This is a genomic window from Rhodococcus sp. USK10, from assembly GCF_019378875.1.
Lineage (GTDB): Bacteria > Actinomycetota > Actinomycetes > Mycobacteriales > Mycobacteriaceae > Rhodococcus_F > Rhodococcus_F pseudokoreensis.
The window spans coordinates 433,563-459,530 of sequence record NZ_CP076047.1 but is presented as its reverse complement, the minus strand read 5'-3'; the positions used below and the strand labels follow the sequence as shown (position 1 = coordinate 459,530).

Sequence of the window (25,968 nt, the reverse complement as noted above, 5' to 3'; positions counted from 1 at the left end):
GGCCGCCGAGAACATCCACGTCGACCACCCGGGCGGGGCCACAGCGTTCGCGCCCCCAACGCGATCTGGTGCTGCGGCGACTGCGCGAGGAGGATGTCCCGGTCATCACTTAGATGAACCGGCTCGGCCGGTCGATGCTGAACATGATCACACTCGGTGCCGATCTGCGTGAGCGTGGGATCGGCCTGAAAGTGCTCGAGCAGGGCATCGACACTGCCACCGCCGAGGGCCACGCCATGTTCGGGATGCTGCCGGTCCTGGCCGAGGTGCAGCGCAAGCTGATCGTGGCCAATACCCGCGACGGACTGGCCGCCGTCCGACCCCGCGACTCTATGACTACACACCGTCGCCCCGATCACCGACATGCCGGAAGTGCTGCGCACCAACGTTTATGGTCATCTGAACAAGCGACGCGTGGACATACCGGTCAAGATCACCCTGGTCGCCGAGCACCTGCACCCACGTCTCGGACGGGCCCCACGTGCGGACACGATCCCACCACTCACGCCGAGGCAGCACACCAACGCATGGACCTCACGGTGACCTGGCTCCATCCCGATCCCGATCACCGCGGAAAGGTCATCAGCCGACACCACTGCCGCCACAGCGAACCTGGCAGCGCCATGTCCGCCGAGTCGAACCGACCGAACGACCGATGCGGACCCAGAACTTACCGAGGCGCTACGTGACGGAGTTACCCGGCGCCGGGTGGGCGGGGTGGGCGGGGTCGATCCAGGGCACATGCTCGGGGTCGGGCACGCCCTCGATATTCAGGTTGACCACCACCGGTTCCTGGCCGCTGCGCGCCACTACACACTCCAACGGCTCGTCGTCGAGGGCGTTGATCTCCTGGTGCGGCACGTATGGGGGCACGAAGATGAACCCGCCGGGTCCGACCTCCGCGGTGTACTCCAGGCGCTCGCCCCACCGCATTGCGGCCCGACCGCGGACGACGTAGATCACGCTCTCCAGCTCGCCGTGGTGGTGGGCGCCAGTGCGGGCGCCGGGACGGATCGTGACCGTGCCCGCCCAGATCTTGTCGGCGCCGGCTCGGTCGTGGGTGATGGCAGCGGCCCGGTGCATGCCCGGAGTCTGCGGTGTGTTGGGGTCGAGCGAATCGGGCGGGATAACTCGTACCCCGTTGCTGCGCCAGTCGGGGGTCTCGCTGTTCATGGCTTTCGGTCCTCCTTCCGATCCTGCCGCGCCCCCGGCCCTGGAACAAGCCTTCACCCCATTCGAGGGCCAGCCGCAGCCCGAAGGGTTCCCCACCGGGTTCTCGCACCGGCGTGGGCGTACGTGGATCGCCGCAGACGAAGTCGGTGGCGGTGGTCCATCCGTGACCGTTCGGGAAGGGTGGGGCGAGCCCGTTGCGGACTATCCCGGTCATGGTGTCTTCGAGTGCGTGGATCTGTGTCTCATCGGCTCGGAGTCGATTCGCGCGCCACCGGAGGGCGAGGAATCCGTTCCATACCGCTCAGAGCGCGGTTGGTCGCCATCGTCGAGTCGATGTCGGCGGGGGCGGTTACCTCGGCGATACCGCGCCCATCGCCGGTGCCGCGTTCGGTGACAACGATCTGATCACCGCGATGCGCGAATAGCTCTATCCCAAGGTCCTCGCCTCCAGCAATCGAACCAGAAGTCGCCGCCGACCGGGCGGCCACCGGATTCGAGGATCGATCGGCGCGTATCATGGTTCCTCGGCGTTGGCAGCCGGTCTCGGCGCTTCGGGGGATCGTCAACCCACTCATCGACCGTCACACGAACGCAATACGCAACTGAAGACATGCTCGGCCGACTCGAAACCCGAGCCCGCGGTGAAACCGCCGCCGGAACACGATGACGCCTAGCGGCCCGACCTCGCCCGCACCCCGGCCACCGGGGCTGAGCGCACGATCTGCGCAGTGACACGCAATTCGTCTCGGGCGACGAGGTCCGGGTTGCGCGGAGGGCGTCGGTCACTCGGCGAGGGCGCTGATCTTGCTCAGGTTGTGCCGAGGGTGCGGTCTAGCTCGTCGATGACCCGTGTGGTGCGCGCCGATCACCGACGTGACCGTACTACCAACGGAAGAGGTCAATCGGTTTCCCCAATCGAGCCAGCCGCGGACTGATCAAGCACGGACCTCGGCCGCCCGCGTGACCACGCATCGACGGTTGCATGTGATGGTTCAGCCGGTTCCGAGGTCCTCTCGCGCCCGCACGATGAAGTCTCCTACGAACTCCCCGGACTCTGCCATCATCCGATCGATCTCGTCGACCAAGCCCGGGCCGTCGCGCAGTAGGCCGTCGGGGTCGGTCACGTCGCCGGAGCCTCCGAAGTTGTGAAGAATGAAGGGATTCAAGTGAACTCGGACGAAGGTGTCGTACGGGTGCATGAACTCGTCGAGTGTCGGCACGAGCTGCATACTCCCTACCAGGAAGACCATGTTGACGGTCTTGATTGCCGCCCCTCCCCTACGGGTGAGGTCATCGATGGCTGCCCGGACAGTCTCCCGATCCGGCGGATTCCTCGTCAGCGTTCCCTCCAGGAACCCGAGTCCTTCGACATACTCGGCCACTCCTGTCATGAGATCGGCGTAGACCCGCTGCCGGTTCTCTCGCACTTCCGCGGCTGCGGCGGCGCTCTCCTTTCGCGCCAGCTCGTTTCTGCTGACATAGACAGCGGATCCGGCCGAGACCACGCTGGACACGATCGCCGCGCACAAGGCGGTGGCCAGTGCGTATCGGCCGGTGCGGGTGGCGACGCGGACGTCGTGTTCCAGGCTCGCGGTCGCTGCCGGCGCCGATCCCGATGTGCCCGGGGTCGGCACCGGAGCGGCCGCTGGCCGAGCGTCCGGCTCGTTCTCGGACTCGGGGGTGCTGTCGGTATCCATCGCAGGCATCGATCCTCGTTCGCTTGAGTTCAGCTGCTGGTGCGTATGTTCAGTGTCTTCGAGCGACCGGCCCCGTTGCAGGGTATTGGGGTACTCGAACCGAGTCGTCCGCGTACATCCCTGGCTGCGTAGTTCGCCTTCTTGGGGGCGGAGCGTCGTGGACCCGTCAGAGGAACGCTTCGTCGCTGCTCACCGTCGAGTGCTGGCCGCGGGGACGGAGGATGACTCCTTCGGCGAGACTGCTGATGTCGACAGTCATGAACCGCGGGACCCGGCCCCGGCACGCGCGGAGGGGCACCCGCGATACGGCCATGCCCGAACTTCTTGTGCGGCCTCGTGGATCATCGTCGTGGCCGCCTGCACCGCGCTCGAGCCCGTGTCGACGACGATGCGGCAGGATCCGTCCAGGGTGGTGTATCCGTTAGTCGGGCCGGGGATCGGCTCGCAGGTCTATCCGAAGGTCCCGGTGCCATGTGTCCGTGGTCGTTAATCGAAATAGTCGAATACTCGCGCGGTCGGCGGTGTGCAACGTCATCATTGACAAAGGACGCTGCCGAGCGGCGCTAGCGAACCTTGCCGAACACCACGTGCATGGAGTAGAGATGCCCGATCCCAGCCCTACCTCGACCCCTCTCGCCCCGCCGAACGACGTCACCAACGCGCAACTCGTCCAGTGGGCTTTCGACCGCATCAACGCCCAGGACGTCGAGAGCCTGCGCAATTTCTTCTGGACCGCTGACTCCACCGTGCACTTCCCGACCGGGACATGTCACGGGAGCGCCGAGATCGCCGCCTACTTCGACCAGGTCTTCGCCGCGGTCACCGACTTCGCCTTCGAGATGGTTTCGATCGCCGAGTCCGGCACCGACGTCTTGGCCCACTGGCACCTGACCGGACGGCACGTCGGCACCTTTGTCGGCATCGCCGCCACCGGGCGGCGAATCGACTTCGAGGGATTCGACCACTTCGTCATCGAGGACGGGAAGGTCGTCACCAACACGGTGCGCTACGACCAGATGGAGTTCGCCCGCCAGATCAAGCTGCTCCCGCCCGACGGATCGATTGCGGATCGCGCGTTGAAGGCCGCCTTCAACACCAAAACGCGTGTAGTGGGCATGGTTCGCCGTCGTTAACCCGCCAATCACAGCGGATTACCCGGGTACAAAATTTCGACGTACGACAGACCACGGTTTCCGTTATCACTCAAACGATTTGCACGAATGAACCCGCAGCCTTTCCGGGTGTCGCGCCCTCCGGCAACCGCCCCTCCGGCAACCGCCCCTTCAGCAGCCAACCCGCTGCCGTCGCTGACCAGTCTCGTGCCGTCGTCGGAGCCGTACCTCATCACCACGGCCCGTGCGGACCAGCTCGAACACCGAGCTGCCGATCCACACTGCCCCCACGGTGTTCGATGTCGCGGCCGAGGAATGGGTGCCGACGGCATCAGGGTTCGCGGTCACCGTCCCCGTGCACAGCGTCGACACCGCAACGGGCCTGCCGCGGTATCTTCCGATCGCCGAATCTGCCGAGTGGGTGCGGGCGATCTTCTCCGACGTCGACGCCGCCCACGGGTATTGCCTCGGTGCCGTCGACCCCGGACACCGGTGAGCACCGGCACGGTCAGCTCGCCTACCGGCTCTATCTCGATACCGACCGGCAGGCGATCCGCGTGCCCCGGCAAGTGGTGGGGTGTCCGCACTACCTCCCGCGCACCGGCGACTCCGGTCCGGAGATCCGGATTGTCACCACCGCTCGACCCCATGTCGCATCTCAGGCGGATTTCCAGGGGTCGTCGCGACGCGCGGACAGAAATGCCGCCTCGCGGTCCTGGTCACTGGACGACTCGGCTGCCGCCGAACGCCCTGCCTCGTTGGGGAGCCGGTGGACTCAGTGCCGACTCGGCGATGCAGTGGCGGCATGCGGCATGGCGACCGCCGTCGCATATCCCGACATGGCCGTAGATGCCCGTGCGAATGAGCTCCGCACGCTCCATGTCGCTCCCGTATGCCAGGCATCTGACAGAAAGGCCAACTGTCGCCGACGCGGACCAGAAGAAAGTCCCCACAGTCCCAACACGCAAACGCGAACGCCACGACCTCCTCATACTCGTCCAGTCGCATCGAAATCGCTGGGCGCAAATGCATTCCACGATTCGAACCGTCGAATACACCACACCACCGGTTGCGCTGACACAGTGACACGGCCATCAACTCAGCGACGGATCGACCCGCTCCACCACCCGTATCAATTCACCTCGACACGGATGACCACGTACCCTGCCCGCTGGAGCAAGCACACAGGAGGAGAAACTGCATGGGGGTCGGATCGGTGCACGACACGCTTGTCGACGACGACGGCATGGACTGCGGCCGGGTGTCGGGCGCGCAGGTCACCATAGACGCGCGACAGGACTTCGGCATGCCGGCGGTGGTCACGCGATGAAGCCCCAGACCGTAGAGATCGCGGACGGCGTGTTCTTTGTGCACTCCGAGATGGTCAACTGGGTGCTGCTCACCGACGGTGACGCGGTGACCGTGATCGACACCGGGTACCCGGGGCAGCGTCGCGACGTCGAGGAATCGATCCGGGCGATCGGGCGGGACCCGCACGGTATCGAGGCCGTGCTCATCACCCACGCCCATGTCGACCACATCGGCAGCGCACAGTATCTCGCCCAAACCTACGGGGCGCCGGTACTGGTACACCCCGACGAGGCCGCGCACGCCCGCCGGGAATGCCACGAGGTCGCAACACCCTGGGACGTGCTCAGCAACATCTGGCGACCCGGGGTCCTGCCCTGGGCGATCAAGCTGATCCGCCTGGGCGGCACGGCCAAATACGGCATCGACTCCCCCATCCCGATGCCCGTACCCGGCGCCCTGACCTGCCCGGGTGCCCCGGTCCCGGTTCTCGCGCCCGGCCACACCTCCGGACACACCATCTACCACCTTCCCGAGCGCGGTGTGGTGATCTCCGGGGACGCCCTGATCACCGGGCACCTGACCTCACCGGTCTCCGGGCCCCAACTGCTGCCGCAGTGGTTCGACCACGACCGCGGCACGGCCGCCGAGTCGCTGCGCATCATCGGAGAGTTGGACGCCGACATTCTCCTGCCCGGGCACGGGCCGATCCATCGCGGCTCCGTCGCCGAAGCGGCCGCCACCGCACGAGAACGCGTCGGCGCGCGGTGAGAATCGGATCGCACTGACGCGAGAACTTTCGTTCCCACAGGGTCTTCGCGCACCACCTGGCCCGACGAACGGCTACACGTCGGGCCTGTCTGCCCTCATTGCACACAATGCAGACAATGCGTGCGATCGGAAGGGTTTGGGTGGGCGAGTTCTGAGCGTGTGGTCCTCATCAACCGAGGCGCATCAAAGCCTTCGGGCGGAAATCTCCACCCCTGCCCCGCGCAGCCTGTCGACGAGCACGTCACCGAGCGCGGTGGCCGGGGTGAGGACACCGGCCTCGTCGGGGAGCCGGTCGCGGTCGAGCACCAGGCTCAGCGCCGACTCCCCCCAGCAGGACCGCGGTGGCCCGGTAGCCGGGATCGCCCTGCGCCGCCACCCGGGACGCGTACCGGGCGCCGGTCGTGGTGGTGGTGTAGATGTCCATCGCGAAGTAGCCGGTGCGCTGAGTCTTCTCACTGGGGCCCTCGCCGGGGGCGGGGAGGATGCGGTCGAGGACGTACCGGGTCGGCGGAACGCTGAGACCGAGGACGAGGCCGCCGAGGATCGCCGCGACACCGGCCGCGTAGACGCGGGACAGGCGCGAGTCACCGACGCTCATCACCTCCCGGTACTTGAATGTCCGCCCGTACGCCCAGTTTTGGAGGGCGTTGCTGCGCCGCACGATGCGGGTGTTGTACGAGCCCATCACGAACGGGGCCTTCCATCCGCGGACCTGCGGGGCGATGTCCGCGCCGTCGACCATGGCGACGTCGGATTGTCGGCCGAGGTCGGGTTCCTTGGTCCGGTCGGGGCTCAGTGAGTACGGGGAGGCGGCGAGCCGGCGCAGTGCCGCATCGCCCCGGGAGAGGTCGATCTGGGTGCGCAGCGAGTCGATCGTCCCGCCGGAGACGCCGCCGCTCAGCGACGCGACCAGGGTGGTGTCGGTCAGTTCCCCGGCACCGTCCGCCCGGACTTTTCGGTGCAGGACGTGCACGCCCAGGTCGGACGGGATGGAGTCGTAGCCGCAGGAGTGCACGATCTTCACGCCGTTGGCGCGGGCCTTCTCGTGGTGGGCGTCGATGCTCCCGCGGACGAACAGCACCTCCCCGGTCAGGTCGACGTAGTCGGTGCCGGCCGCGACGGCGGCGGTGACGAGTTCGGTGCCGTACTTCGCGTACGGGCCCACCGTGGTCGCGACAGCCCGTGTGCGGGAGGCCAGCTCGGCGAGCGCGACAGGGTCGTCGGCATCGGCGATCACGATCGGCCAATCGGCGGCGCGGGGCCCGAGCGCCGCCCGGGTGGCCTCGAGTTTCGCCTGGGATCGTCCGCCGAGTCCGATCCGCACATCGCTGGGGGCGGTGCGGGCGAGATAGTCGGCGAGCAGCCGCCCGACGAACCCGGTGGCACCGTAGATGACGAGATCGAGTTCACGTCCGCTGTCAGTCATGCGCGGAAGCCTACAAGCGACGCCGGTCAGACAGAAGAGGTAGATATAACCCTGGGTAACCACATACCGACGGCGCGGCGGGCAGATCCTCTCGAACCCCAACCGAAGGGGGACGTGTCATATTCCCAGGCCAAGACCATTTTCCGTGTACCTATCGCCGGTGTACCCGAATCCGTGCCCGAATCGGGCGCGGTCCAGTTTCCCGGCGATAGCCCGCGGATCGGCGTTTGCTCCCGGGTCGAAACGCAGCGCGAGAAGATCGACCACCGGGTTCCCCGGTCGCCTCGACTCCGCCATGTCCAGTGGCCACCCGGGCATCGGTAGGTCTTCGCTTCGAACCGCGCCACGAGGGTGGGGTCGTCGAGCCAGGACCGCTGCAGCCGTTCGGGGACCCGGATCGGCTGCGGCTGGCCAATCGGGACGGTTGCTCGATCTCAGAGACCGCCGGGGAGCCGTAACAATGCCCGATCGAGGTGACCCGCACCCGCCGCGCACCGAGTCCGCGGCCCAGAGGGCTAGTCACCAGGAAACTCCGGGGAATAAACTAGTTGGGCGCTTAGCTATGGGGTCCTTGCGCCTCCTCCGCCTCGAGGGGAGGGACGCGCTTCCCTATTCCCCGTCGGTGCCGCTACAGGTATCGGCGTTTCTTGGGGGAATGTTGAGTAGGACCCATACGACCGGGGCGCCGGTCGACACATAGTCTGAGAGCACATCGGTGCGCAAGAACAACAAGAAGCGTCCGCACAAGAAGAGCGGCCGTCAGAGAAAAAGCGGGTCCAACCCGCCAAACCCGACCGTCACCATTCAGGTGATAGCCGCAGTAGTGGGACTTATTGTCTCGCTTCTGAAGTTGTATGAATACCTTCATCAACTGGGATTGATATCATAACGGTCAATCCGCCTGTGGGAGCGGCGTCCGGAGTCTCGGGCGCCGCTCCGTGTAGCCATAGGTCCGAAACCCACGGTCGGGGCCGTTCCGCTGCAGGCGACGGCCGCGCGGAAACTCCGGGATCACCAAGTGTCCCGGTAGGATGTTCGGCCCGCCAGCGGACTCCCTCCGCGGCTAAATGTCGGAGGGACGATCTACTGTGGGTTTCGCGACGAGCACCAGGTCGCCACTCATTGCTCAGACCGGTGATCCGTCACCGTCCTGATCTGCGGGGTTCCGTGGATTGGTGAGTGGCGGCCTGTTTCTCTTTTCTCGAGTCGGTGCCCATGCACGGTCGTACCGGGGTCGGCCGCCTGGTCGCAATGAGCGGGTTCCCGGGGCCGGACTCGATTGGGACACGATTGAGCCACGGGTTCGATGAGACTGGACCTTGTGGCGCACCAGGCAATCAGTCGGTCGTGTCGCCGGCCGGGATCTGGCTCGCTGCGGTTGCGATCTCCTCCGCGTAGCGGGGCTCGAAGGTCGGTGTCAGACCCGCTGCGGCCCAATAGTTCTTATCGGGGTGGGCGGAGCCGATGAGGCCGCCGGCGATGCAGGCGATGGAGTCCGAGTCGCCGTTGCTGGTGGATGCCCAGGCGAGCGCTTCGGGTCCGGTCAGGGCTGCGGTGCCGGCATTGTCGGAGGTGGTGGCGAGGTCGGCGACCAGCATGGCCAGGGCGACCGCGCTGGCCGACTCCCAGCCTTCGCCGATCCCGGCGCAGGGGTCGCCGAATTCGGTCGGCGACAGAGGGCGCAGCTGTTCGAGGCGGCCCGCGGCGGCGGTGAGGATGTCTGCGGTCCCGTCGTTCAGCCCGTCTACCAGGTATGACGGCACGTCCCCGGTGATCGGGGCGAGGACGTCCCGCAGGTACGGATCCGTGGTCCAGGCGCTGGTGCCGTTGTAGATCTGCGCAGCCACTGTCAGGGCGTGCTCGAGGAACCGGCCGCGGTACTCGGGCGCGTGGCGGATGGCGTCGGCGAGCAGCAATGCCGGCACCACGGCCCGCGGGTGCTTGTGGGTGATCACGGCCTGCAGTGCGGTCAAGCCCAACCAATACGGGTCGGGTGCGAATGCGGTGGGGACCAGGCGCATCACGGCCCCGCAGCCGGCGGATTCGACGGCGCCGTCGGTGTCGTACCAGCGGGCACCGGCACGGAGGTTGCGCAGCGACGTCATGCAGGTGCGGCCCGGCGCCCGGGTGTTGTCGGGGTCGACCTGCCACAGCAGGAACTGCCGGGTGACGGCGTCGGTGACGGCTTCGATGTCGTCGAAGTCGGGGACCTCGGCCAGAGCACGGTGAAGAGAGAGGGTCATCTGGGTGTCGTCGGACACGGTCCAGGTGCCGACTGGTGGGGCTACTGGGTAGGCGGGCATCTGGGCGTAGCTGGTGAATTCGACCTGGTATCCCCAGGCGTCGCCGGCGGCCAGTCCGGTCAGGGCGTTTCCGTAGCGGGCGAGCAGTGCGGTGTCGCTGCCGGCGGTGGGTGCGGTCATGGGGTCTCCCCACGGGAGAGGGCGACGGCCGCGGAGCGGATGGTGACGATGTCCATCAGGTCGAGGTCGGCGACGCGGCCGAGGTAGTCGGCGATGGCATCGGGGGTCATGCCTTCGTCGAGGTGCCGGCGGATCTCGTCGAGCTGCTCGTCGTTGAGTGCGGCCATGGTGGTGGTCCTTCCGTCTTCACCCCTGAAGGAGGGGACGTGTCATTTTACCTGGTAGAGAATGGGTTACGCGGCCTTGGTCACGCTACCGCCGGTGCCGCCGTCGGCTTCGGCGACGAGGTCCTCGGCGACCATGTACACCGTCGGCCGGCCGCTGATGCCGTGATGGTCGACCTTCACGCAGCGCAGGTGGGTGCCCATCGGGAGAACGACCTCGTCCTCGGAGGAGTAGCTCGAGATCGACTTGACCGGAAGCCCGTCCCGGGTGCGGACGACCATCATGTACGGCGGGTGGCCGGCGAAGTTGTGCGCCGTGCCGTGGTTCGTGGAGAAGCTGGTGACCTTGCCGATCTCCATCCGCGACCCGACGGTGAAGGCCGAGTCGATGTACTCCTCGGTGGTGCCCTTCCACCCGCTCGGGACCTGGGTGCCGCGAACCAGTGTCATCGGTTGTTTGTTCGGGTTGTGCCCGCGGAACTTGTCGAATGCTGAGTCCAGCTGGGACACCACGGTCTTGATGTGTCCGGACGGGTTCGCGTCGCGGCCGGTGATGGCGGCGTTGATCGAGCGGTAGCTGCCGCCGGTGTAGGTGGTCAGGGCGGTTCGTTCCTGGTAGGTGAGCATCTTCTGCACGAACTGCGCGTTCGAGGTGGTCAGCGCGCCGATGTTCGAGGTCTGCACATGCCCGCCGGGCCCGGTCGTAAATCCCCAGGCCTTCAGATCGCCGGCCCGCTGCGCGATCACCGGGTAGTCGTCAGCGGTTTCCTGGCCGTAGGCGCGGATTCCGCTGCGCCACAAACTGGCGTGCTTGTCGGAGCCGAGACTCTGCGGTGGGATGTCGTGGTCGAAGTGCGGGATGGTGCCCCCGCCGACCGTCTGGGTTCCCAGTACGCGCCGGTGTGCCTTAGCGTATGCCGCGTCCGCCTCGGCCTTGGCTGCGCCGACGGCCAGTGCCTTCGCCCGGGCCTGCTGCCCGGCCTCGACCGCGGCCTACTCCCGCAGTACGCGCCGGTGCCGCTTGATGCCGTCGTGGATGTCCGCACGGACGGGATCGCCGCCGACCGAGTCGGTCAGTGTGTCCCGCGCCTCGGCCATCTCCTCGTCGATCGTCGCCTGGTGAGCCGACGGTGTGGATGCGTAGCCGTCGACTGCTCGGCGGGCCACGACGAGGGCGACGTCACCCTTCATGGCGTGGGCGTGCTTCTGCATCTCTGTGGCGTTCGGGGGCAACGGATCGGGTCCGGTCATGACGGGGATGCGGTGGGCCTTGGTCAGGGCGTCGTTCTTGCCGTGTGCCTGGGCAACCGGGTGGTAGGCGTCGCCCTTGCGTTGCAAGATGACGAAAATCGAGGCTCCGCGCCGGTAGATGGCGGTCCCGCCGTCGAGGATGCGTCCCTCGACGTCGGTGACACCGGATCCGGTTTCCATCGCGAGGGCGCCCGCGGTGTAGACGCTCGTGTCCCGGGGAGTCGACGCCAAGCCGGGCTGTCCGCCCTCGGTGAGCGCCTGCTCCGCCACCAGGGCGGCGCGGCGGTTGAGCGCTCGGGTGATCGTGTCGACCTCGTCATCCGAGAGCGACGCGTAGTACGCGTCGCGTTCGGCGTCGGTGGTCATGTTGTCGTGCAGCCCGAACGTGGCGGCGGCGAGGTCTTCTCGGGCCTCGACCTGCCGGATTTTGGCGTCGAGATGCGCCTGTTTGGCGTCGTCGACGTCCTCTGCTTGCTGCGACGTCCAACTCTGTCCCGGTTCCTTCCGCGGCGGCCTTCTTCGCCTTCCGCAGCCGGGCGCGGAGCCGATTGACGGCCTTCCGGGCCTCGTCTGCCTCCGCATCGGCTGCAGTAACGCGCTGTTTAGCTTCCTCCAGCGCGGTCTGCGCCGGGGTGATCGTCGGGGCGGTGAGTGTTGCGCGTTCGGCTTCGGCGTGGGCGATCAGCAGTTTCGCCGACGGTGGGTGGGAATGGGTACTCGGCATCGGGGTGTCCCCCAGCACCGAGGGGTCGATTCCCAACGCGGCCATCAGCTCCGGTAGGACGCTCGGTGGTGCCGATTGCACCGCGGCCGCGGTCAGGGTCATTCCCTGCTCTTTCAGGTGGTCGACGACCTTTTTCCGGGCTTCACGTCCCAGCCGCCTGTTCGCGTTGGCTTTTGCGGCGGCCTTGTAGCTTCCGCAGCCGGGGCAGCGGCGGCCACTTCCGTGGGCTTTCGAGCGGCACATCGGGGCATCTTTCTGGGCAGACGGCACGTCCCCACACGCGGGTCGGCCGCCGATCACATGGCGGGCGAGGCGGTTACATCGCCGCCCTGCCGGGTGCACGGGCGCGATGAGTACGTTGTGGTGGGGCATGGCGTTCACACCCCCGCCCCGGTCCGTTTCGCGCCAGCCCGCCTCGGGCAGCAGTTGTCCGAGAATCATCTCGCCGCCCGCCAGACCCACACTTTACAAGTTCACGATTGTATGTTGCAAGCGGGATCCACTCGTGGGACTTGACTTCCGTCCAGGCGGCAACCCCACTTTTACCGGCGATGCCAGGGTGATGACCGGTGACCCCGAAGCAACCGAGGGCATCGGGCGCGAGGGCGAGCGGGGGTCGGAGCGTGGTGCTGTGGCGGCTCATTCTCGTCGGTCGCCTGCTGTTCGGACCGCTTGGTGTCGCAACAGGTGCCGATCGATCTGCCCGCTGGTCAGTGCGTCGGGGCGGTGCCCGATGTGGAACACCCCGGTGGTGTGCGGGCAGACGAACACGGCGAGTCCCTTCTCGCCGGGATGCCGTTTGCGGACCGCTTTGGCGTCCGCGCGGCTGTGATAGCCGCGGTGATGACACAGGTGGCAGAAGGTCCAGCGGGCGGCGGGGTTGTGGTGTAGGTTCTCCGAGCTGGTGGCATGTCTCGGCCGTTCTGACCAGGCGCGATCGACTCCTGTCTCACGACATGACCACTTCGCGTGTCTCCGGTCTGCGACACTTCTTACAGCGGCTCGGGTATGGGTACTGCGAGGTCTCGGGCTACGGCGAGTACTTCCGCTCCCAGTGGGGTGAGACTCATCGGATGGTGTCCATGAGCACGAACCAGGAGCTTGCCACCGAGTTCTCGTTCGAGCCTCATTATCTGGATTGTCAACGTGGACGGTGTGATTCCGATGGTGCGCGCTGCGGCGTCGATAGTCCGGTGTTCGGTTGCCGTGATGAAGCGTTGAAGTCGTTGACGTCCGTATGGGCGGACCAGTGCCGGCCGGATCAGGGTAGGAGTCGGCACTACTCCGGCGGCGGAACGGCAGCCGCGGTGGGTGGTAGTTCGGCAGGGGAGGTTGTGGACGGTGAGCCAGCGTTTGATGGTGCCGCGATTGACACCGGTCTCGTGGGAGATCTGGGTGAGCGTGCGTCCGCGGGTGACGTATTGGTCGTGGAGCCAGTCTCTGTCTATGACGATGCATGGTCGTGGTTGCGGTCGCCGTAGTTCGATTCTGTAGTCGCGGGCGAGGGCCGCAATGGTCGCTTTGCTGACGTCGAGGCTGCGTGCGATCTCGCGCAGGCTTCGGTTCTGGCGGTGGTAGAGCTCGATGAATGTGTTTTCGGGAAGTGCGGCGCGTACTCGCGCGGACGCGTGGCCCCTGATGCGGAGCTGGGCCGCCGATTCTGGGGCGGGATGGGTTTCGAGGAGGTGTCGAACGGTGTCGATGCTTGTGCCGAGCTGGTCGGCGGCCGCGGAGTAGGAACGTCGCTCGTATCGGATAAGTCGGTGCAGGGTGGTGATGTCGATTTCCTCCGGATCGATTGCGGGCAAGTCTAATCCAGAAATCAGGTCGAGGGGTGGGTGCCAGGTGATCGGTTCCTCCCCGAGGCCGTGGTGGGTGAGGAATTGCCGGGCCGTGTGATCGAGGTGTGCGGCGAGGTCGGGAGTCAGGTGCCGCGGCAGCGCGGCGAGCTTCGTGTGGAATGCGTAGTTACTGTTGGCACTGGGTGCGCGGTGGGCGGGCAGGCCGCTGAGGCGTTGGAACAGCCAGCGTCGGATGGCATCGGCCTTGGTCGCGTCCCCGGGCGGGGTCAGGGTGCGCCGACAGATGTCGGTCCACTGCTCGTCGGGGAGTAGGTCCTCGTAGTTCAGGGCGCGTCGGCGGGCGTAATCGATCGGCACCTCGGTGATGTCGAGGTAGTCGGCGAGGCGGAGGAGAGCGGCATTGGCGTCGGACCAGTGCTGTTGCGCGGCAAGCTGGCTGAGGATCCGTGAGACCGTCTGCGGTGTTGCCGCCGCGCCGAGCATGTCGGCGGCGGTGGTTCGGCTGAGTCGGGATCCGACGAGCAGGGTCGCGACGGCGAGTGCCACGCTGGTCTCGGTGTGACCGCACCCGGGCAGCGCGAATCGAAGGGACCATTGTGGCCAGAGCAGGGTGGGTAGGCGGCGGAGGATGCGGTCGACGCGACGCTCGTCCGATTCGGGGTGTTGTGGGTAGTCGGCGGTGGTGCGGTACCGCAGTTGGTGGACCGGCTGCAGCAGCGGGGTCAGCGCGCTCAGCTGCACGGCCGCCAGTGTTGCGCTTGTGTCGCGGCCCCACGAGCGGACGGTCTTGGGAGTGATGACCAGGCCGCTGTGGTGACCGCCGCGCATCAGCCACCGTAGCCGATCACCGGCGGAGGCGATGTCGGGTGCATCGAGCACCTGCAGAGCGACGGTGACGCCGGCCGCGGCCAGCGCAGCGTGTGTCGGCGCCCGGGATCCGGGTTTGTCCGGTGGGTTGGGCCAGTCGCGGGAGCCGTTGGTCACCTTCGCTTGTCGGTAGGCCGTGGCGAGTTCGGCGGGTAATCGGGCGGCGAGGTCCTCATGGCGTGCGTGCCACAGCGCACGTGCGGCGAGGGTGCGCACGTCGGCGAGGGTCTCTCGCGTCGACAGCGGCTGTTCGGCGTACACGCCGAACGATCCGGTGCCCGCGGCGATGGTGTCGCACACGATCTGCTGTGCGACCAGGACCGGGTGGCCGGCCGGGAAGCGGGCTACGTCGGTGCGGGTGAGATCAGCGCCGCAGCGCGGAGGCGCCGAGGCGCCGCCGTGCCGACGGGCCGGGCGCCCGCAGCGCCCGGGATCCGGGATGGTGTCGCCGGGGGTCGGCTGCCCGCGCTGGCGCCGGAAGCAGCGGGGACAGCTATCGGCGAGCAGGCATCGGTGAATGGTGCAGGCGAACGCCCAACCCAGCCGCCAGTGCAGCTGCCATCGCCCGCCGGTCTCGGCGAGGCAGTCGGGACAGTACCGCGCTCCGTGCGGCCGGCTCCAGGGGAACGTACAGACCACGCGGCGCCGAGCGCGGTCGATGTCCACCGCGGTGCCGTCGAAGCGGGCCAAGGTCATCGCCTCGACCTTCGTGGGATCGGCGCCGGTGGCGGCCGCGATCCCCGCCGCTTCGCCGCCGCTCAAGAACACGGCCCAATCGCTGTGCCGAAATCCCCCGGGCGTCGGCGGGGTGAGTGCGACCGCGGCGGTCAGGTCCGCCCACGCGGTGCGGGTGCGGTGCGCGATCGCCTCGAGCCACGAGTCGAGCGCCTCGCCCGGCAGCGGCGGGAACCGGATGGGCAGTGTGCGGTTCGCGTTCACACCGCTTCCCGCATCGGGGTTGTGCTGATGCGCCGGGCCGCGACGGCCGCCTGCAGTTCCTGACGCGCTTTCTCGGCGGCCGCGTCGCCCCGGACCCGATTGAACAGCTCGACGTCGAGCCGCTCCGCGCCGGTGCGGACAGCGCGTTGGCAGCCACGGTTGATCAGTGTCATCAGCGAACCGATGTGCCAGGTCGATCGGGCAAACAGGTAGTCCGACAGGTGGTCCGCGAGCATGCCGGGGTGTTTGTCGGCCAGCACGAGACGCTGTTCGAGGGCCAGCAGGATCTGTCGCCATTCGCGACGCCCGACCTCGGTGTCCACGACGAACGGACGCATGCCCAGCGGGGTCGTCCGACGCCCGCTCTGCCCGAGCACCGCCTCGGCGTAGGAGGAGCCTTCGGAGAACAGGCCACGCGCGGCAAGCCCCACGCCGATGAAGATCAAGGTGACCGGGAATTCGTTGGCGATGTACTTGAAGTGGTTGCTGATCTCGACCCCGCTCTGGGCCCGCATCCGCAGGAAGTGCAGGTCATCTACCACCAATAGCGTTGTTTCACAGGACAATACACAGTCAAGTGCGCGGTCGGCGAGTTGGGCGGCGGTGCCGCGCTCGGTGCCCGGGTGGGCGTAGAACTTCAGCATCGCCCGGTTGAATTCCTTCATCCCGGTGTTCCCGGTCAGCCCCACCCGGCACACTGGCCAGCTCGTGACCGGCTGCGGTTCGGGTACCGAAGTCGCCGACCTCGCGGCAGTGGAACTCCCTCGCGAACGCCAACACCGAGGTGGTCTTGCCCAGCCCCGGAAGCGCATCGATCCCGACCGCCCCCTTGGCCTTGTCCCCATCCTGGCAGTTGCTGTCGACGATGTCCCACAGGTCCTCATGCAACTCGGCCAGCTGCGGCGTCTTGAGCGGGCCGAGGTTGGCGTGCCAGATCCGCCGTGCCCTGTCGTACTCCGCCCGCGCGGCCTCACCCAACGCTGTGACCTGCTGTCGGGTCATCACCTCCGGCTGAGTCCGCGTCGGAGCGGTGGCGAACCGCTGCCATCCCTCCTTGCGGGCAAGGGTGAGATTGTCCAACCGCCGTTCGGCGTCGGTGATTTCGTCGGCATCGTCGCTCACACGTCCTCCAGCGCCTCGGCGTAGAAGTCGTCCTCATCGATCGGGCCGGCACCGGGATCGCCACCAGGCAGGTCCAGCTCGTCGTCGCTGTCGTCGTCGCCCACCTCTGCGGAAGGCACCGCGGCCGTCATCTCCAGGTCTGCGGGCTCGCGGGAGAGCCGCAACGCCACCCGCCTCTCCTGCATGCTCGACCCGAGCCCGAGGCTCCAGCGCTCGAGCAGGTCGGCGACCGCGATCCGATCGTCGGGATAGGTGTACTTCTCCTTCGCCAACCGGCGCGCAAACACCAATGCATCCTCGCTGAACGGCATCTGCAGTGACGGAGCGTGTTCCCATTCCAGCGTGTGCCACCGCCGCGAGTCGGGATCGCGGAAGTAGACGCGGGTGATGTCGTCGGAGTCGACCTGAATCGGCCACCGCCCGTGCGCCGCCCCGCCGTAACCGCTCGTGACGTTCCGGTACGGGTCGAGTCCGGGGCCGTTGTAGCGGCGCCCCGCGATCTCGACACCGTAGTGCTGGATGGTGCGCCAGTGCGTCCGAAGAAACTCGTACGCCAGATCCGGATCGCGCGGCACCTCGATGTACCCGGCGCGCGCCATGCCGTGCTCGAACATCATCGCCGGTGACAACTCCAAGGTCGGCAAATACGGATCCAGCAGACCCTCATGCGGGCGATGGTGATAGACCACCGCCACCCATTCCCGGATTATGTCCTCGAGCTCGTCGAGGTAGAAGAAGGCCTCCGACTCGGGCGCCAGACCCCGCGAATGCACATCCGGACCCTTGTACCCGGGCAGCGCCTGCAGCAGGTCCTCCCGGATAGTGCGGAAGAACCGCTCCACCGGCCCCTTATCGCGACCGGTCCGCAGCCGCGCCGGTTGAATCGAGATGCCCATCCGCTGACACACACTGGTCAAATGCTCCGACACGTAGATCTTGCCGTGATCGATCACGACCGTCTCGGGCACGATCGCCGGAGACGCCGCCCCGGCCATCGGCCCGTCGATCGCCTCGACATCGACCAGAAGCGACCGCGGAATGCCGTGCTCGGGCCAGACCGCATGCGCGGGCCAGTCCTTGCCCGCAGGTCGCGGCCGGAAGGCCTGATACAACGTCGCGGCCGCATCCACCGCCTTCGTCGACACCGGCGTGACCCTGATCCCGACGACACAGCGTGTGTACCAATCCATCCCAACCGTAAGTTCAGCCTGTACCCACCGCAATGTCACCGGATCGACCGCGAACACATCGAGCCGGGTCGTGTCCATCAGCAGGTACTCCCCCGGCCGGGTCGGCCGCAGCTTCCCGTACACCCCCGCCGGTCGAGCGGCGATATCACGGTTCCGTTTCGTACTCAGCCGGAACGTCGGTTGCCTCCGCTCCAGTTGCTCGAGAACCCGAAACGCCGTCGCCCGCGACGGCACCCGCACCACACCCTCACCGAACCGCGCCGCCACCCGCGCATTGGTCCGCGCGATCACCATCGTCCGCGACGGACGCGACTGGTCCACATGCTCGACCATCACCTCCAGCGCAATTTCAACCCACCGCTCGTCCGAGTTACCCACCACGCCCCTGCGCATCGACGGCTTGGGCGCGAGCCCAGCCTCGCCGTCTGCCCGGAACAGCGAAACCCACTGCTTGATGGTGCGGACTCCAACACCGAGTTCGGCGGCCTTGGCCTCATACCGTCTGGTCAACGGCAGGCAAGGATCGAATCCGGTCCGGGGTTCACCGGCCGCGGCCAATTCGACACTCCCAGCGCGGTATCCGGTCAACACCTCCCTGATATGCCCCGCACGCTCCAGCACCCTCGCCCGCTGAACTTCCGACAGCTCGGCAAGGATGATGCTCGCGGGTTCTCCGCGCTCATCCGCCGAGGTATCACCACAATCTGCGATGGGCCGGGCCCGGCCGGAGTCCAGCAGCTCACGTAAACCGAGTATCACCAGCCGCCGGCCCGCACCGATCCGGAGACCAACACTGACGCCATGGTCGTTCGCGGCGACTTCGACAACCTCGGCAGCCTCACCGTCGAGGACGAACCGGGTGCCGACACCCACCCGAACGCCAGCCCGCTGCATCACCCCTCCCTTCTCGTCAGGATCCGAGACGGGCGCAGCGGACGAGTCAGGTCGACCAACAACTGACGCCTCCAAAGAAGATGGAAGATGGCCGAACGAACCAGCGGTGCAGGGTGATCGGGAAATGCTCGACATGCATCCGCGATCGTTCGGCCGTGTAGATCGTGTGCCTGAAGCTCACCGATCAGGGTTGGATCGAATAACCAGTCTCGTCGGAAGCCCGACAGAAATCGCACGTTATCGAGCTGTACGGTGGGTGGCTCGCTGCCGACGTCAAACCGCCATCCCCGCCCTTCGACCAACGCGCGGGTCCATCCGAATGTGAATCGAACCTTGGGTTTGGACAGCCGATCTCGTGGCTTGACATCCAAAATTCTTAGGCCCGTATCGGTGATCAGCAGGTAGTCCGGAACATGCTTGCGCACCTGACCGTCCACCGTCATCGTGATCAGGAACGGCTGCGCAACAATATGATTGACCTCATCATCGAAATCCGCGAAAAGAAGATGCGCGAGCTCGAGCCGCGACTCGTAGATGACGTGGCCGCGCTCGGTTGCTGACCAATAGGCGCCCGAATAATGCTGCTGGTTGTCATGCCATCGGAAGGTTCTCCACGGCGCTGCCGACGACAATCGATCCCCGGTGACATCGTCCCAGGCCATCTCCTCGATCTGGCCGTCAAGCGCTCGACGAAACTTCACCACCGCGGACCCGGCCACCGTTGCACCAGCCATGGGCTGCCCTTCGCCGACTACCAACCCTTCGACATGCACGCTGCCACCGTCCCAACCATCGCCGTTGGAACCGAGTCGGCGTGTCTCACTCGAACTGCACAAGTGCATCAGAAGTGCGGTCCGTTTCGAGAATGGGCAGTCGATTTTGAGACCCTACAATTTCGGAAGGCGGGTTACGCGGCCCGGCTGATCTGAAGGTTGAGCCAATCGGTGAGCCATTGGATGGCGGTGCGTCCGGCGTTATCGACGACGAGGTGGTTGTAGTCGGTGTGGGCGCCGGAGGCGAAGAATGATGCGGCGTTCAACCCCTCGGAAACCAGGGCGGCGAGGTCATCGGCACCTTGGGAGGTGGCCATGGTGGTCAGCGATCCGGTCAGCCCGTTCAGGTCGAGGCTCTGTGCTTGATCGGGGACCGAGGGCGGAGCGGTGTGGGCTTGTCTGCCGAGGAGGGCCGGGTCGGTCTTGGTGGCCTTGCCTGAGAGCATGTTCACCGCGACCGAGGCGAGGTCGAGACCGACGGGCAGCAGTCCGGTCATGGCGGCTCCGGCGCCGAGTGGGTCGGGCGCCTGTCCGGGTGGTGGGAGGAGTCTCTCCACCGCGGCCCAGGCGATTTCCTGAATCTGACCGATCAGGTTGGCGAGCCGGATGACATCGACATTGGCAAGGATCGAGGTCACCAGTGCGGCGATCTGGGTGAACCCGGATGGGTCCGGGATGACCGCGAGGATCTGTGAGACCCATCGGAGGTCGACGCCCGCGGCGAGGGTGACCAACGGCGCGAACTGGTTATTCAACTCCCCCGCGATCTGGTGCGCCCCGTGTGCGTCGAGCGCGGCGACCTTCTGCGGGAGGACGGTTAGGTTCTGCAGGATTCCGGGGAGGTCGAGTGCGGTCACGCCTGTCACCACGTTGAGTACTTGGCCGACGACGATGCTCGGTTTGAGGACCGCCAGCACGCTCGATGCGGTCGTGAGTGCGTCGGCGGGTGTGACAGCCAGCGGCGCAACCTGTGCGCTCAGTGTTCCTGCTGGTGTGGACAGTGCGGTCGCCTCCGGCGACGTGGCCGACACGGTGGCGGTGCCGGCCTGGACCAACGTCGAGGCGGTGTCGGCGAGCTTGGTCGCGGTCGTCACCGCATTCGACAGGTCGGCCTGGGACGCGGCGGCCAGGAGCTGTCCGGCGGCGTGTTCAGCGGTTCCCGGTGCCGCGGTGGTCAGGTGGGTGGTCGCGGCGGAGTTCGCTGCGCCGGAGGCGATCAGGTCCGCGATCGGGGTGAGGGTGTGCATCAGCGATGTCGCGGAGTTTGCCACCTGGCCGACGTCGATGGTGTCCGCGGTGCCCTGCTGCGTCAGCGTGGTGGCGTGTGTTCCGAGTGCCGGCAGATCGGCTTGGGAGAAGTCCGAGGTCAATGCGTCAGCGAGACCGGCGCTTCCGTCGGGGGTGGGCGCCCCGGGTTCGGTGCTGGGAGCCTTGCTGAGGATGGAGCCGAGCGACCCGAGGAGCGGGCTCGCTCCCTTCTGGATCGAGCAGTACAGGTCCTTGCCGGTGTAGCAGATGGAGGCGACGCGCCCGGAGAGTTGGCCCATTCCCTGCGGACGGGGGTCGGCGATGCCGGTTCCTGCGGCGCTGGGGCCGACGACGGCTTCACCTTCGGTGCCCGAGCCGGGGTCCGCCAGCAGGCCGACCGCGAGTACCCGGTCGGGTGGGATGGGGCCCTTGCTGTTACCGATGTCGGAGGCGAGATCACCGGCCGCGTCGGCACCCTGGGAATATCCGGTGATCGTGAATTTCGTTCGCGGGCACTTGCTCGCGACGTCGGTCAGCACACTGGCCGCTTTCGTGCGTGCGTCGGACTTGCTGTCGGCGTAAGTCTTTCCGTTGTCGAATGCGCGGGCCATATACGGCAGGGTGTAGACCTCCGCGCGGTCGTCGTGGGTGGCTGTGATGGCGTCGGCGATCGGTTTCAGGATGCCGACCGGAACGGCGGGGTCGGCCTGCTCGGTGGTTTCCCAGGTTCCGGGGATGAAGAGGTTGAACGTCGATGCGCATCTGGCTGGGTCCGCGTGCGCCACCACCGGGACGGTCACCGCTGCGGTTGCGCTGGCGACCGTCGCGGTGACCAGCGCGGCAAGCACGCGGCGGGCGGTCGGACGTGTGGCGGGCATTAGCACCTCATCTACCAGGGCGGACTGGGGTGGATCACCGTTCGGTGAGCACAGCGGCCGCAGCCGGTTGCACTCGCGTCGAGGTGACTGCCCACTGTGGCCGATTCGTCCGGTGAGATCAACGTGATCTGTGGATAACTTCAAGATCTTCGTCGAGGTGATCATCGGTGTGTCGAGTGCGTCCCCGTCGATGTGGCTTCCGGTTCATGAGAATCCATGGGTGGCCCGGGACGATCGACAACGATCGTGTGCGGGCCTCGAGTTGTCGAGGTTGCCCCTCTGTCGGTGAAGTGCGCAATGGGGTTGACATCCGCAGTTGCGGCGAGGGTGGTGCATTCGGCGTGGGTGGGCAAACTCGGGTGTCGGTGTTCACGCGATCACGTCGATCAGCCAGCGTCCGTCGATGTGGGTGGTGGTAATTGTCTGGGTGAATTGCATGGCAGGTTCGCCGGGTCGCATCTCGGTCAGGACCACGGTGTAGTGATCGTTGATGGTTTCGATGGTGCGGAGGCAGTAGTTGGTGCCGATTGGGACGGTGTCGATGCCTGCTTGGATCTTGTCGGCGGTCGGGAGCGGTGAACCTGGTGCGGTGAGGGCGCGCGCGGCGTGGCCGGATCGGAGCACGTAGTAGGCGTGTTCGAACGCGGCGATGACCCCGGTTCCGGTCTTCTGGTCGCCACGGTCGCTGTGGCACTGGTTCGCGTCACCGTCAGGTGCGACTGAGAGGCCCTCTGCGGGATCCGAGTTCGCTGCCGTTGCGATTGTGCCCGTTTCGAGTTGTTGGGTTGCCTCTGGGGCGGCTGGAGTGGTGTTTTCGGGCTCGTGGACCCGCAGTGCGGTCCAGCCGACGGCGCCTACCGCAACGAGGACTGTCACGGCGCCGATGGTGCTCTTCGCGCCGAATCGGCGCTGCCCCGTCTTCTCTGATTTCTGCGGTGGGAGTTGGTCGGTCGGTGCGTTCGTGGCTGCGGGCCCGCCGGGCGACGCGGTGGTGGCGCGTCGGCCCGACGGGGTCGTGGCAGTGGGTGCTGGTCCGAGGGTGTCGATCACTGCCGGATGCCGGGTCGCTTGCCGCGATCGGCTGTTCGGCCTGTACTTCCTCACCTGCGGCCCCTTTCCGTGGTCAGCGTGCTGCGGTTTCGATGGTCGACACGAGTGCGCCGACCTCTGCGGGCATCGCGGCGCGGAGGTCTGCGCCGGCCTGGAGCAGTTGGTGACCACCGGGCTGTTCGGCCACCCATGCCGCAGTCCGTGCGCCGGCGTCGACCGCCTGATCGATCGATGGTTGCCCGACGGCTTCGGCCGCGGTCTGGGCGGTGTCGTCGGCCCAGTCGATCGCGGCGGAGCCGGTGGTTGTCGTGGTGGCAGCGTCGACGGCCTGCGCTGCCGCAGGGGTGACCTGCTCGACGAACTGGGCGGCGGGCTGGAGATCGACGACCGGCGCGGGTTGGAGAGCCGGCACGGGGGCAGGTTCGGGTGCCTCACCGACGTTCTCGCCCGCCCCGTAGGCGGCGCCCGCGAGTGCACCGCCGGCCGCGGAGAGCGCCCCCACGGTGACGGCTGCGGGTGCGCCCAGTGCGACGCCGCCGATGATCGCGCCGGTCCCGGCGCCCGGGCCGGCGAGGACGGGTCCGCCGATCGCGGTACCGGCGGCGAGGCCGATCAGTGCGCCGCCGGCGGCTCCGACGGCACCGGCAGTGACACCGGCTGCGGTCGCGCCGGCCACACCGGCGGTGACGGCACCTGCTGTGGCGGCGGCGGCCATGCGGTCCGAGCGGGTGGTGGGGACGCCGAGGGAGTTGAAGAATGTCGCGCCTTGAGCTTCGAGGATGGCGCTGGTGTTGTTGAGTTTGTCGGCCTCGGTCTTGGGCAGCCAGTCCGGGCGGGGTCCGGTGAGGTAGCCGAAGCGGTAGGTGTCTTTGGGGGCTTGGATCGGTGCGACCGGAACGCTGTGTCCCGGAGCGCTCTCGGGTGTCTGCTTGGGCTCGGGAACCTGCTGCTCCCCTGCCGGCGAGGGGGCGTCGTCGGTGTAGGTAGGTTCGGTGAACGTGGGGACGTGGCGGGTGGGCACGTTCTGGTACTCGGTTGGGATCGGAATGTAGGTGTCCCAGTCGGAGGTGGTGCCAGCGTCTTCGGCGCTCGCTGGCGGGGTCTCGGGTGGCTCCGGGGCGGGGGTGGTGACGCCGGCCTGGCCGCCTTCGCCGGTGATGCCAGCTTGGTTGTTGCTGTCGGTGATGCCGGCCTGTCCCGGTTCTGCTGCCGCGTTCGGGGCGAGGGTGATTCCTGCCGCGATGCACGCGGCCACGAGGGCCGCGGTGGTGCTCTGCCGGACGGCCTGGCGGTGGCGTCCGTGGTTGTGTGCACGGTTCGTGGTGTGGGTGTGTGGGGTGGCCATGGTGCTGCCTTTCGTGTGTGGGTGTGTGCGGTGTCGGTGGGCGAACGGTGGGGACTGCCTGAGGAACTCCCTGGTCATTCGGGTTTGGTGATCAGGTCGACGATGGTCGCTGCGATCACGGTCAAGGAGTCGGTGGTGGTGTGCCGCAGGTGGCTGGGGAGAATGCGTTCTCCTCCGGCGAACAGCGGCTCGTAGGGCATGCGGAGTACCTGCACTCCCAGGGCTATGAATGCGTCAACGGCGTCGGATTCGACCATCGGGGTGTCCCCGGGGCCGTCGGTGATGATGACCACGGTCCGGTCGAGGCGGCCGGGGTGTGTGGTGGCGAGGTCAAGGAGCATGCGGTGAGCTGCGGTGGCGGCATCGCGGCGCAGGGGCACGGGGACGACGAGGGCGTCGGCCTGCGAGACGGCCCACTGCCAGCTGCCGGCGAGGGGGTTGTTCCCGGTGTCGGCGACCAGGATCTCGCGGTGGCGGGCGAGGATCGTGGCCAGTGCCGCGGCATCGTCACCGCCTAGACCCGCGTGCTGTGCTGCAGTGAGGTCCTTGTGGCCGGCGATGATGTCCTCGCCGGAGGGTTGGCGTGTCAGATGCCGGCCGAGCACCGAGGGCCGCAGGTGCCCGGTGTCGGCCTGGGCGGCGGCGAGGAGCCCGAAGATGTTCTGCCCGTCTGTGGGTGGGACACAGACCCGGTCGGCGAGGCTGCCGCCGCTCTCGGCGAGATCTGCGCAGACCACGGTGGCGCCGCCGCGGTGCGTGGCCAGTGTCTGCGCGAGGCCCACGGCGATCGGGGTGTTGCCGACCCCGCCTTTGATGTTGGCCACCGTGATCGTGGAGAAGTCGGGGATGGGGCCGGTGATCGTCGCGGCCGCGGCGCGGAGCCGCATCTCGGCCGAGGATGGTTTCGGGGACAGGCCCAGGCCCAGGACGGCGTTGAGTCGTCCCCGCATGCCGGTGCGTGCCGGTTCCGTTGCTTCCGGGACGATTCCGGGTGCGGCCAGGACCGATACCTTCTGGCGCCGAGAGGGAGGTGCGGGGTGTGGCGCGCTTTCTGGGCCGGCGCCGTCGGCTGCTTGGTGGCGGGTGTAGCCGAGTGGATCGAGCGTGATGCTGACCGGTTCCGCCGCGACAGGGTCGGGGTTGGATGGGTCCTCACCCTGGTCGGCGGTGGTCGGGATGGGCCCGGTGGGGGCGGACCGGGACGCGGTTCCGTCGGGTGAGACGGTGACCTGGGTGCGGCGGCCGGCCCGGTGGACTGCGACCTCGACGGGTGCCCCGGCATCGACGGCACGTTGCTGGCTGTATTCGTAGATGCTGTCCTGGATCGTCTTGCCCGCGGTCGCGACCAGCTCGTCGCCGGTGCCGGTGACCCGCGCAGCGTTGTCGGAGACGATCTCGACGGTGAACTCGTGCATGCGGGTCACCCGCCGAGTGCGCTGACGGACGAGAGTTCCGTGTCCATGTCGGCAACTGTCTTTTCGGCCTTGGTGAGGGAGTCGAGTGCGTCGGTGCGTGCCTTGCCGTCGGGGAGGGCGTCGATGATCTGGCGTCGCATCGCTACGGCGGCCTTGATTTCCTCGAGCCGCCCGGAGGTAAGTTCCTGCTCCTCGGTGAGCTTCGCCAGCCATGTCGGGACGACCGCCTTGAGGACCCGGCGCAGTTCGGCGATGACGGGGTCGTTGGCGCCCTTGGCCGCGAACGGTTCGCGCAGCACCGTGACGTCGTCGGTGGTGGGGGTGATCGACTGGGAGATGCGGCGGCTCATGGGTCGGTGTCCTTTCGATGGGTTGGTGCGGCGATGTAAGGGGTCA

The 25,968-nt window shown here is 67.2% G+C and carries 19 protein-coding genes and 3 pseudogenes; 5 read left to right on the top strand and 17 right to left on the bottom strand.

Annotated elements, in window-relative coordinates; all coding sequences use genetic code 11:
- The first annotated feature begins 113 nt into the window (after positions 1-113).
- Entirely contained in the window at positions 114-689 is a 576-nt protein-coding gene (locus I1A62_RS02795) for a recombinase family protein (RefSeq protein WP_308340735.1), read from the top strand.
- On the opposite strand, the gene I1A62_RS02790 is transcribed toward I1A62_RS02795, so the two are convergent.
- From I1A62_RS02790 to I1A62_RS02780, 3 genes are all read right to left on the bottom strand, one after another.
- Positions 682-1,173, bottom strand: a complete 492-nt coding sequence (locus tag I1A62_RS02790) for a cupin domain-containing protein (protein WP_219453943.1) — start codon at positions 1,171-1,173, stop codon at positions 682-684. The genes I1A62_RS02795 and I1A62_RS02790 overlap by 8 nt on opposite strands.
- A gap of 992 nt (positions 1,174-2,165) precedes the next feature.
- Complete coding sequence (locus tag I1A62_RS02785; RefSeq protein WP_219453941.1) at positions 2,166-2,678, bottom strand: hypothetical protein; 513 nt, start codon at positions 2,676-2,678, stop codon at positions 2,166-2,168.
- 358 nt (positions 2,679-3,036) lie between these two features.
- The gene (locus I1A62_RS02780; RefSeq protein WP_219453939.1) at positions 3,037-3,183 is read right to left on the bottom strand and encodes a hypothetical protein; all 147 of its coding nucleotides are present in this window, start codon (positions 3,181-3,183) and stop codon (positions 3,037-3,039) included.
- Positions 3,184-3,472: 289 nt separating this feature from the next.
- Here I1A62_RS02780 and I1A62_RS02775 point away from each other — a divergent pair, with 289 nt between their 5' ends.
- The 4 genes and pseudogenes from I1A62_RS02775 to I1A62_RS02765 all read left to right on the top strand — a co-directional run bounded on the left by I1A62_RS02775 (position 3,473) and on the right by I1A62_RS02765 (position 6,061).
- A complete protein-coding gene (locus I1A62_RS02775; protein WP_219453937.1) occupies positions 3,473-4,003 on the top strand; it encodes an ester cyclase in 531 nt (176 codons plus the stop codon).
- Between the two features lie 87 nt (positions 4,004-4,090).
- Positions 4,091-4,623 (top strand): annotated as a pseudogene (locus I1A62_RS02770) (hypothetical protein); the annotation flags it as partial.
- Positions 4,624-5,183: 560 nt separating this feature from the next.
- Positions 5,184-5,312 carry a hypothetical protein gene (locus I1A62_RS45765; protein WP_257890536.1) on the top strand — a complete coding sequence of 43 codons (129 nt, stop codon included), beginning with the start codon at positions 5,184-5,186 and terminating at the stop codon, positions 5,310-5,312.
- On the top strand, positions 5,309-6,061 hold the full coding sequence (locus I1A62_RS02765) for an MBL fold metallo-hydrolase (RefSeq protein ID WP_219453935.1): 753 nt from the start codon (positions 5,309-5,311) through the stop codon (positions 6,059-6,061). Before I1A62_RS45765 ends, I1A62_RS02765 begins: the two co-directional genes overlap by 4 nt.
- 183 nt (positions 6,062-6,244) lie before the next feature.
- On the opposite strand, the pseudogene I1A62_RS02760 reads toward I1A62_RS02765, so the two are convergent.
- The 14 genes and pseudogenes from I1A62_RS02760 to I1A62_RS02700 all read right to left on the bottom strand — a co-directional run bounded on the left by I1A62_RS02760 (position 6,245) and on the right by I1A62_RS02700 (position 25,922).
- Positions 6,245-7,487: pseudogene (locus I1A62_RS02760) on the bottom strand (trans-acting enoyl reductase family protein).
- Positions 7,488-8,824: 1,337 nt separating this feature from the next.
- Positions 8,825-9,910, bottom strand: coding sequence for an ADP-ribosylglycohydrolase family protein (locus I1A62_RS02755; RefSeq protein WP_219453933.1), 1,086 nt, complete (start codon positions 9,908-9,910; stop codon positions 8,825-8,827).
- Positions 9,907-10,077 carry a hypothetical protein gene (locus I1A62_RS02750; RefSeq protein WP_005574598.1) on the bottom strand — a complete coding sequence of 57 codons (171 nt, stop codon included), beginning with the start codon at positions 10,075-10,077 and terminating at the stop codon, positions 9,907-9,909. The genes I1A62_RS02755 and I1A62_RS02750 overlap by 4 nt, the downstream gene beginning before the upstream one ends.
- 66 nt (positions 10,078-10,143) lie before the next feature.
- On the bottom strand, positions 10,144-10,875 hold the full coding sequence (locus tag I1A62_RS45760) for an ADP-ribosyltransferase (protein WP_257890384.1): 732 nt from the start codon (positions 10,873-10,875) through the stop codon (positions 10,144-10,146).
- A gap of 192 nt (positions 10,876-11,067) precedes the next feature.
- Positions 11,068-11,907, bottom strand: a complete 840-nt coding sequence (locus I1A62_RS45755) for a hypothetical protein (RefSeq protein ID WP_257890383.1) — start codon at positions 11,905-11,907, stop codon at positions 11,068-11,070.
- 1,134 nt (positions 11,908-13,041) lie between these two features.
- Positions 13,042-15,657: a TniQ family protein gene (locus I1A62_RS02740; RefSeq protein ID WP_219453932.1), complete on the bottom strand. Its 2,616-nt coding sequence runs from the start codon at positions 15,655-15,657 to the stop codon at positions 13,042-13,044.
- Positions 15,654-16,779: pseudogene (locus I1A62_RS02735) on the bottom strand (AAA family ATPase). The gene I1A62_RS02740 and the pseudogene I1A62_RS02735 overlap by 4 nt, the downstream one beginning before the upstream one ends.
- A complete protein-coding gene (locus tag I1A62_RS02730; protein WP_219453929.1) occupies positions 16,776-18,863 on the bottom strand; it encodes a helix-turn-helix domain-containing protein in 2,088 nt (695 codons plus the stop codon). The pseudogene I1A62_RS02735 and the gene I1A62_RS02730 overlap by 4 nt, the downstream one beginning before the upstream one ends.
- Positions 18,863-19,636, bottom strand: a complete 774-nt coding sequence (locus I1A62_RS02725) for a TnsA-like heteromeric transposase endonuclease subunit (protein WP_257890382.1) — start codon at positions 19,634-19,636, stop codon at positions 18,863-18,865. Before I1A62_RS02725 ends, I1A62_RS02730 begins: the two co-directional genes overlap by 1 nt.
- 134 nt (positions 19,637-19,770) lie before the next feature.
- A complete protein-coding gene (locus tag I1A62_RS02720; RefSeq protein WP_219453926.1) occupies positions 19,771-21,762 on the bottom strand; it encodes a cutinase family protein in 1,992 nt (663 codons plus the stop codon).
- 369 nt (positions 21,763-22,131) lie between these two features.
- On the bottom strand, positions 22,132-22,812 hold the full coding sequence (locus tag I1A62_RS02715; protein WP_219453924.1) for a hypothetical protein: 681 nt from the start codon (positions 22,810-22,812) through the stop codon (positions 22,132-22,134).
- Between the two features lie 73 nt (positions 22,813-22,885).
- Entirely contained in the window at positions 22,886-24,157 is a 1,272-nt protein-coding gene (locus I1A62_RS02710) for a hypothetical protein (RefSeq protein ID WP_219453922.1), read from the bottom strand.
- A 74-nt stretch (positions 24,158-24,231) separates the two neighbouring features.
- On the bottom strand, positions 24,232-25,572 hold the full coding sequence (locus I1A62_RS02705) for a ParA family protein (protein WP_219453920.1): 1,341 nt from the start codon (positions 25,570-25,572) through the stop codon (positions 24,232-24,234).
- A gap of 5 nt (positions 25,573-25,577) precedes the next feature.
- The gene (locus I1A62_RS02700) at positions 25,578-25,922 is read right to left on the bottom strand and encodes a hypothetical protein (RefSeq protein WP_219453918.1); all 345 of its coding nucleotides are present in this window, start codon (positions 25,920-25,922) and stop codon (positions 25,578-25,580) included.
- Between the last annotated feature and the right edge of the window lie 46 nt (positions 25,923-25,968).

What these genes read in the sequence shown, in the direction of transcription:
- I1A62_RS02780 (WP_219453939.1), bottom strand. Translation starts at nt 3,183, where the DNA reads ATGGCCGTATCGCGGGTGCCCCTCCGCGCGTGCCGGGGCCGGGTCCCG.
- I1A62_RS02710 (WP_219453922.1), bottom strand. Translation starts at nt 24,157, where the DNA reads ATGGCCACCCCACACACCCACACCACGAACCGTGCACACAACCACGGA.
- I1A62_RS02790 (WP_219453943.1), bottom strand. Translation starts at nt 1,173, where the DNA reads ATGAACAGCGAGACCCCCGACTGGCGCAGCAACGGGGTACGAGTTATC.
- I1A62_RS02730 (WP_219453929.1), bottom strand. Translation starts at nt 18,863, where the DNA reads ATGCAGCGGGCTGGCGTTCGGGTGGGTGTCGGCACCCGGTTCGTCCTC.
- I1A62_RS02700 (WP_219453918.1), bottom strand. Translation starts at nt 25,922, where the DNA reads ATGAGCCGCCGCATCTCCCAGTCGATCACCCCCACCACCGACGACGTC.
- I1A62_RS45755 (WP_257890383.1), bottom strand. Translation starts at nt 11,907, where the DNA reads ATGCGGAGGCAGACGAGGCCCGGAAGGCCGTCAATCGGCTCCGCGCCC.
- I1A62_RS02795 (WP_308340735.1), top strand. Translation starts at nt 114, where the DNA reads ATGAACCGGCTCGGCCGGTCGATGCTGAACATGATCACACTCGGTGCC.
- I1A62_RS02750 (WP_005574598.1), bottom strand. Translation starts at nt 10,077, where the DNA reads ATGGCCGCACTCAACGACGAGCAGCTCGACGAGATCCGCCGGCACCTC.
- I1A62_RS02720 (WP_219453926.1), bottom strand. Translation starts at nt 21,762, where the DNA reads ATGCCCGCCACACGTCCGACCGCCCGCCGCGTGCTTGCCGCGCTGGTC.
- I1A62_RS02705 (WP_219453920.1), bottom strand. Translation starts at nt 25,572, where the DNA reads ATGCACGAGTTCACCGTCGAGATCGTCTCCGACAACGCTGCGCGGGTC.
- I1A62_RS02765 (WP_219453935.1), top strand. Translation starts at nt 5,309, where the DNA reads ATGAAGCCCCAGACCGTAGAGATCGCGGACGGCGTGTTCTTTGTGCAC.
- I1A62_RS02755 (WP_219453933.1), bottom strand. Translation starts at nt 9,910, where the DNA reads ATGACCGCACCCACCGCCGGCAGCGACACCGCACTGCTCGCCCGCTAC.
- I1A62_RS02775 (WP_219453937.1), top strand. Translation starts at nt 3,473, where the DNA reads ATGCCCGATCCCAGCCCTACCTCGACCCCTCTCGCCCCGCCGAACGAC.
- I1A62_RS45765 (WP_257890536.1), top strand. Translation starts at nt 5,184, where the DNA reads ATGGGGGTCGGATCGGTGCACGACACGCTTGTCGACGACGACGGCATG.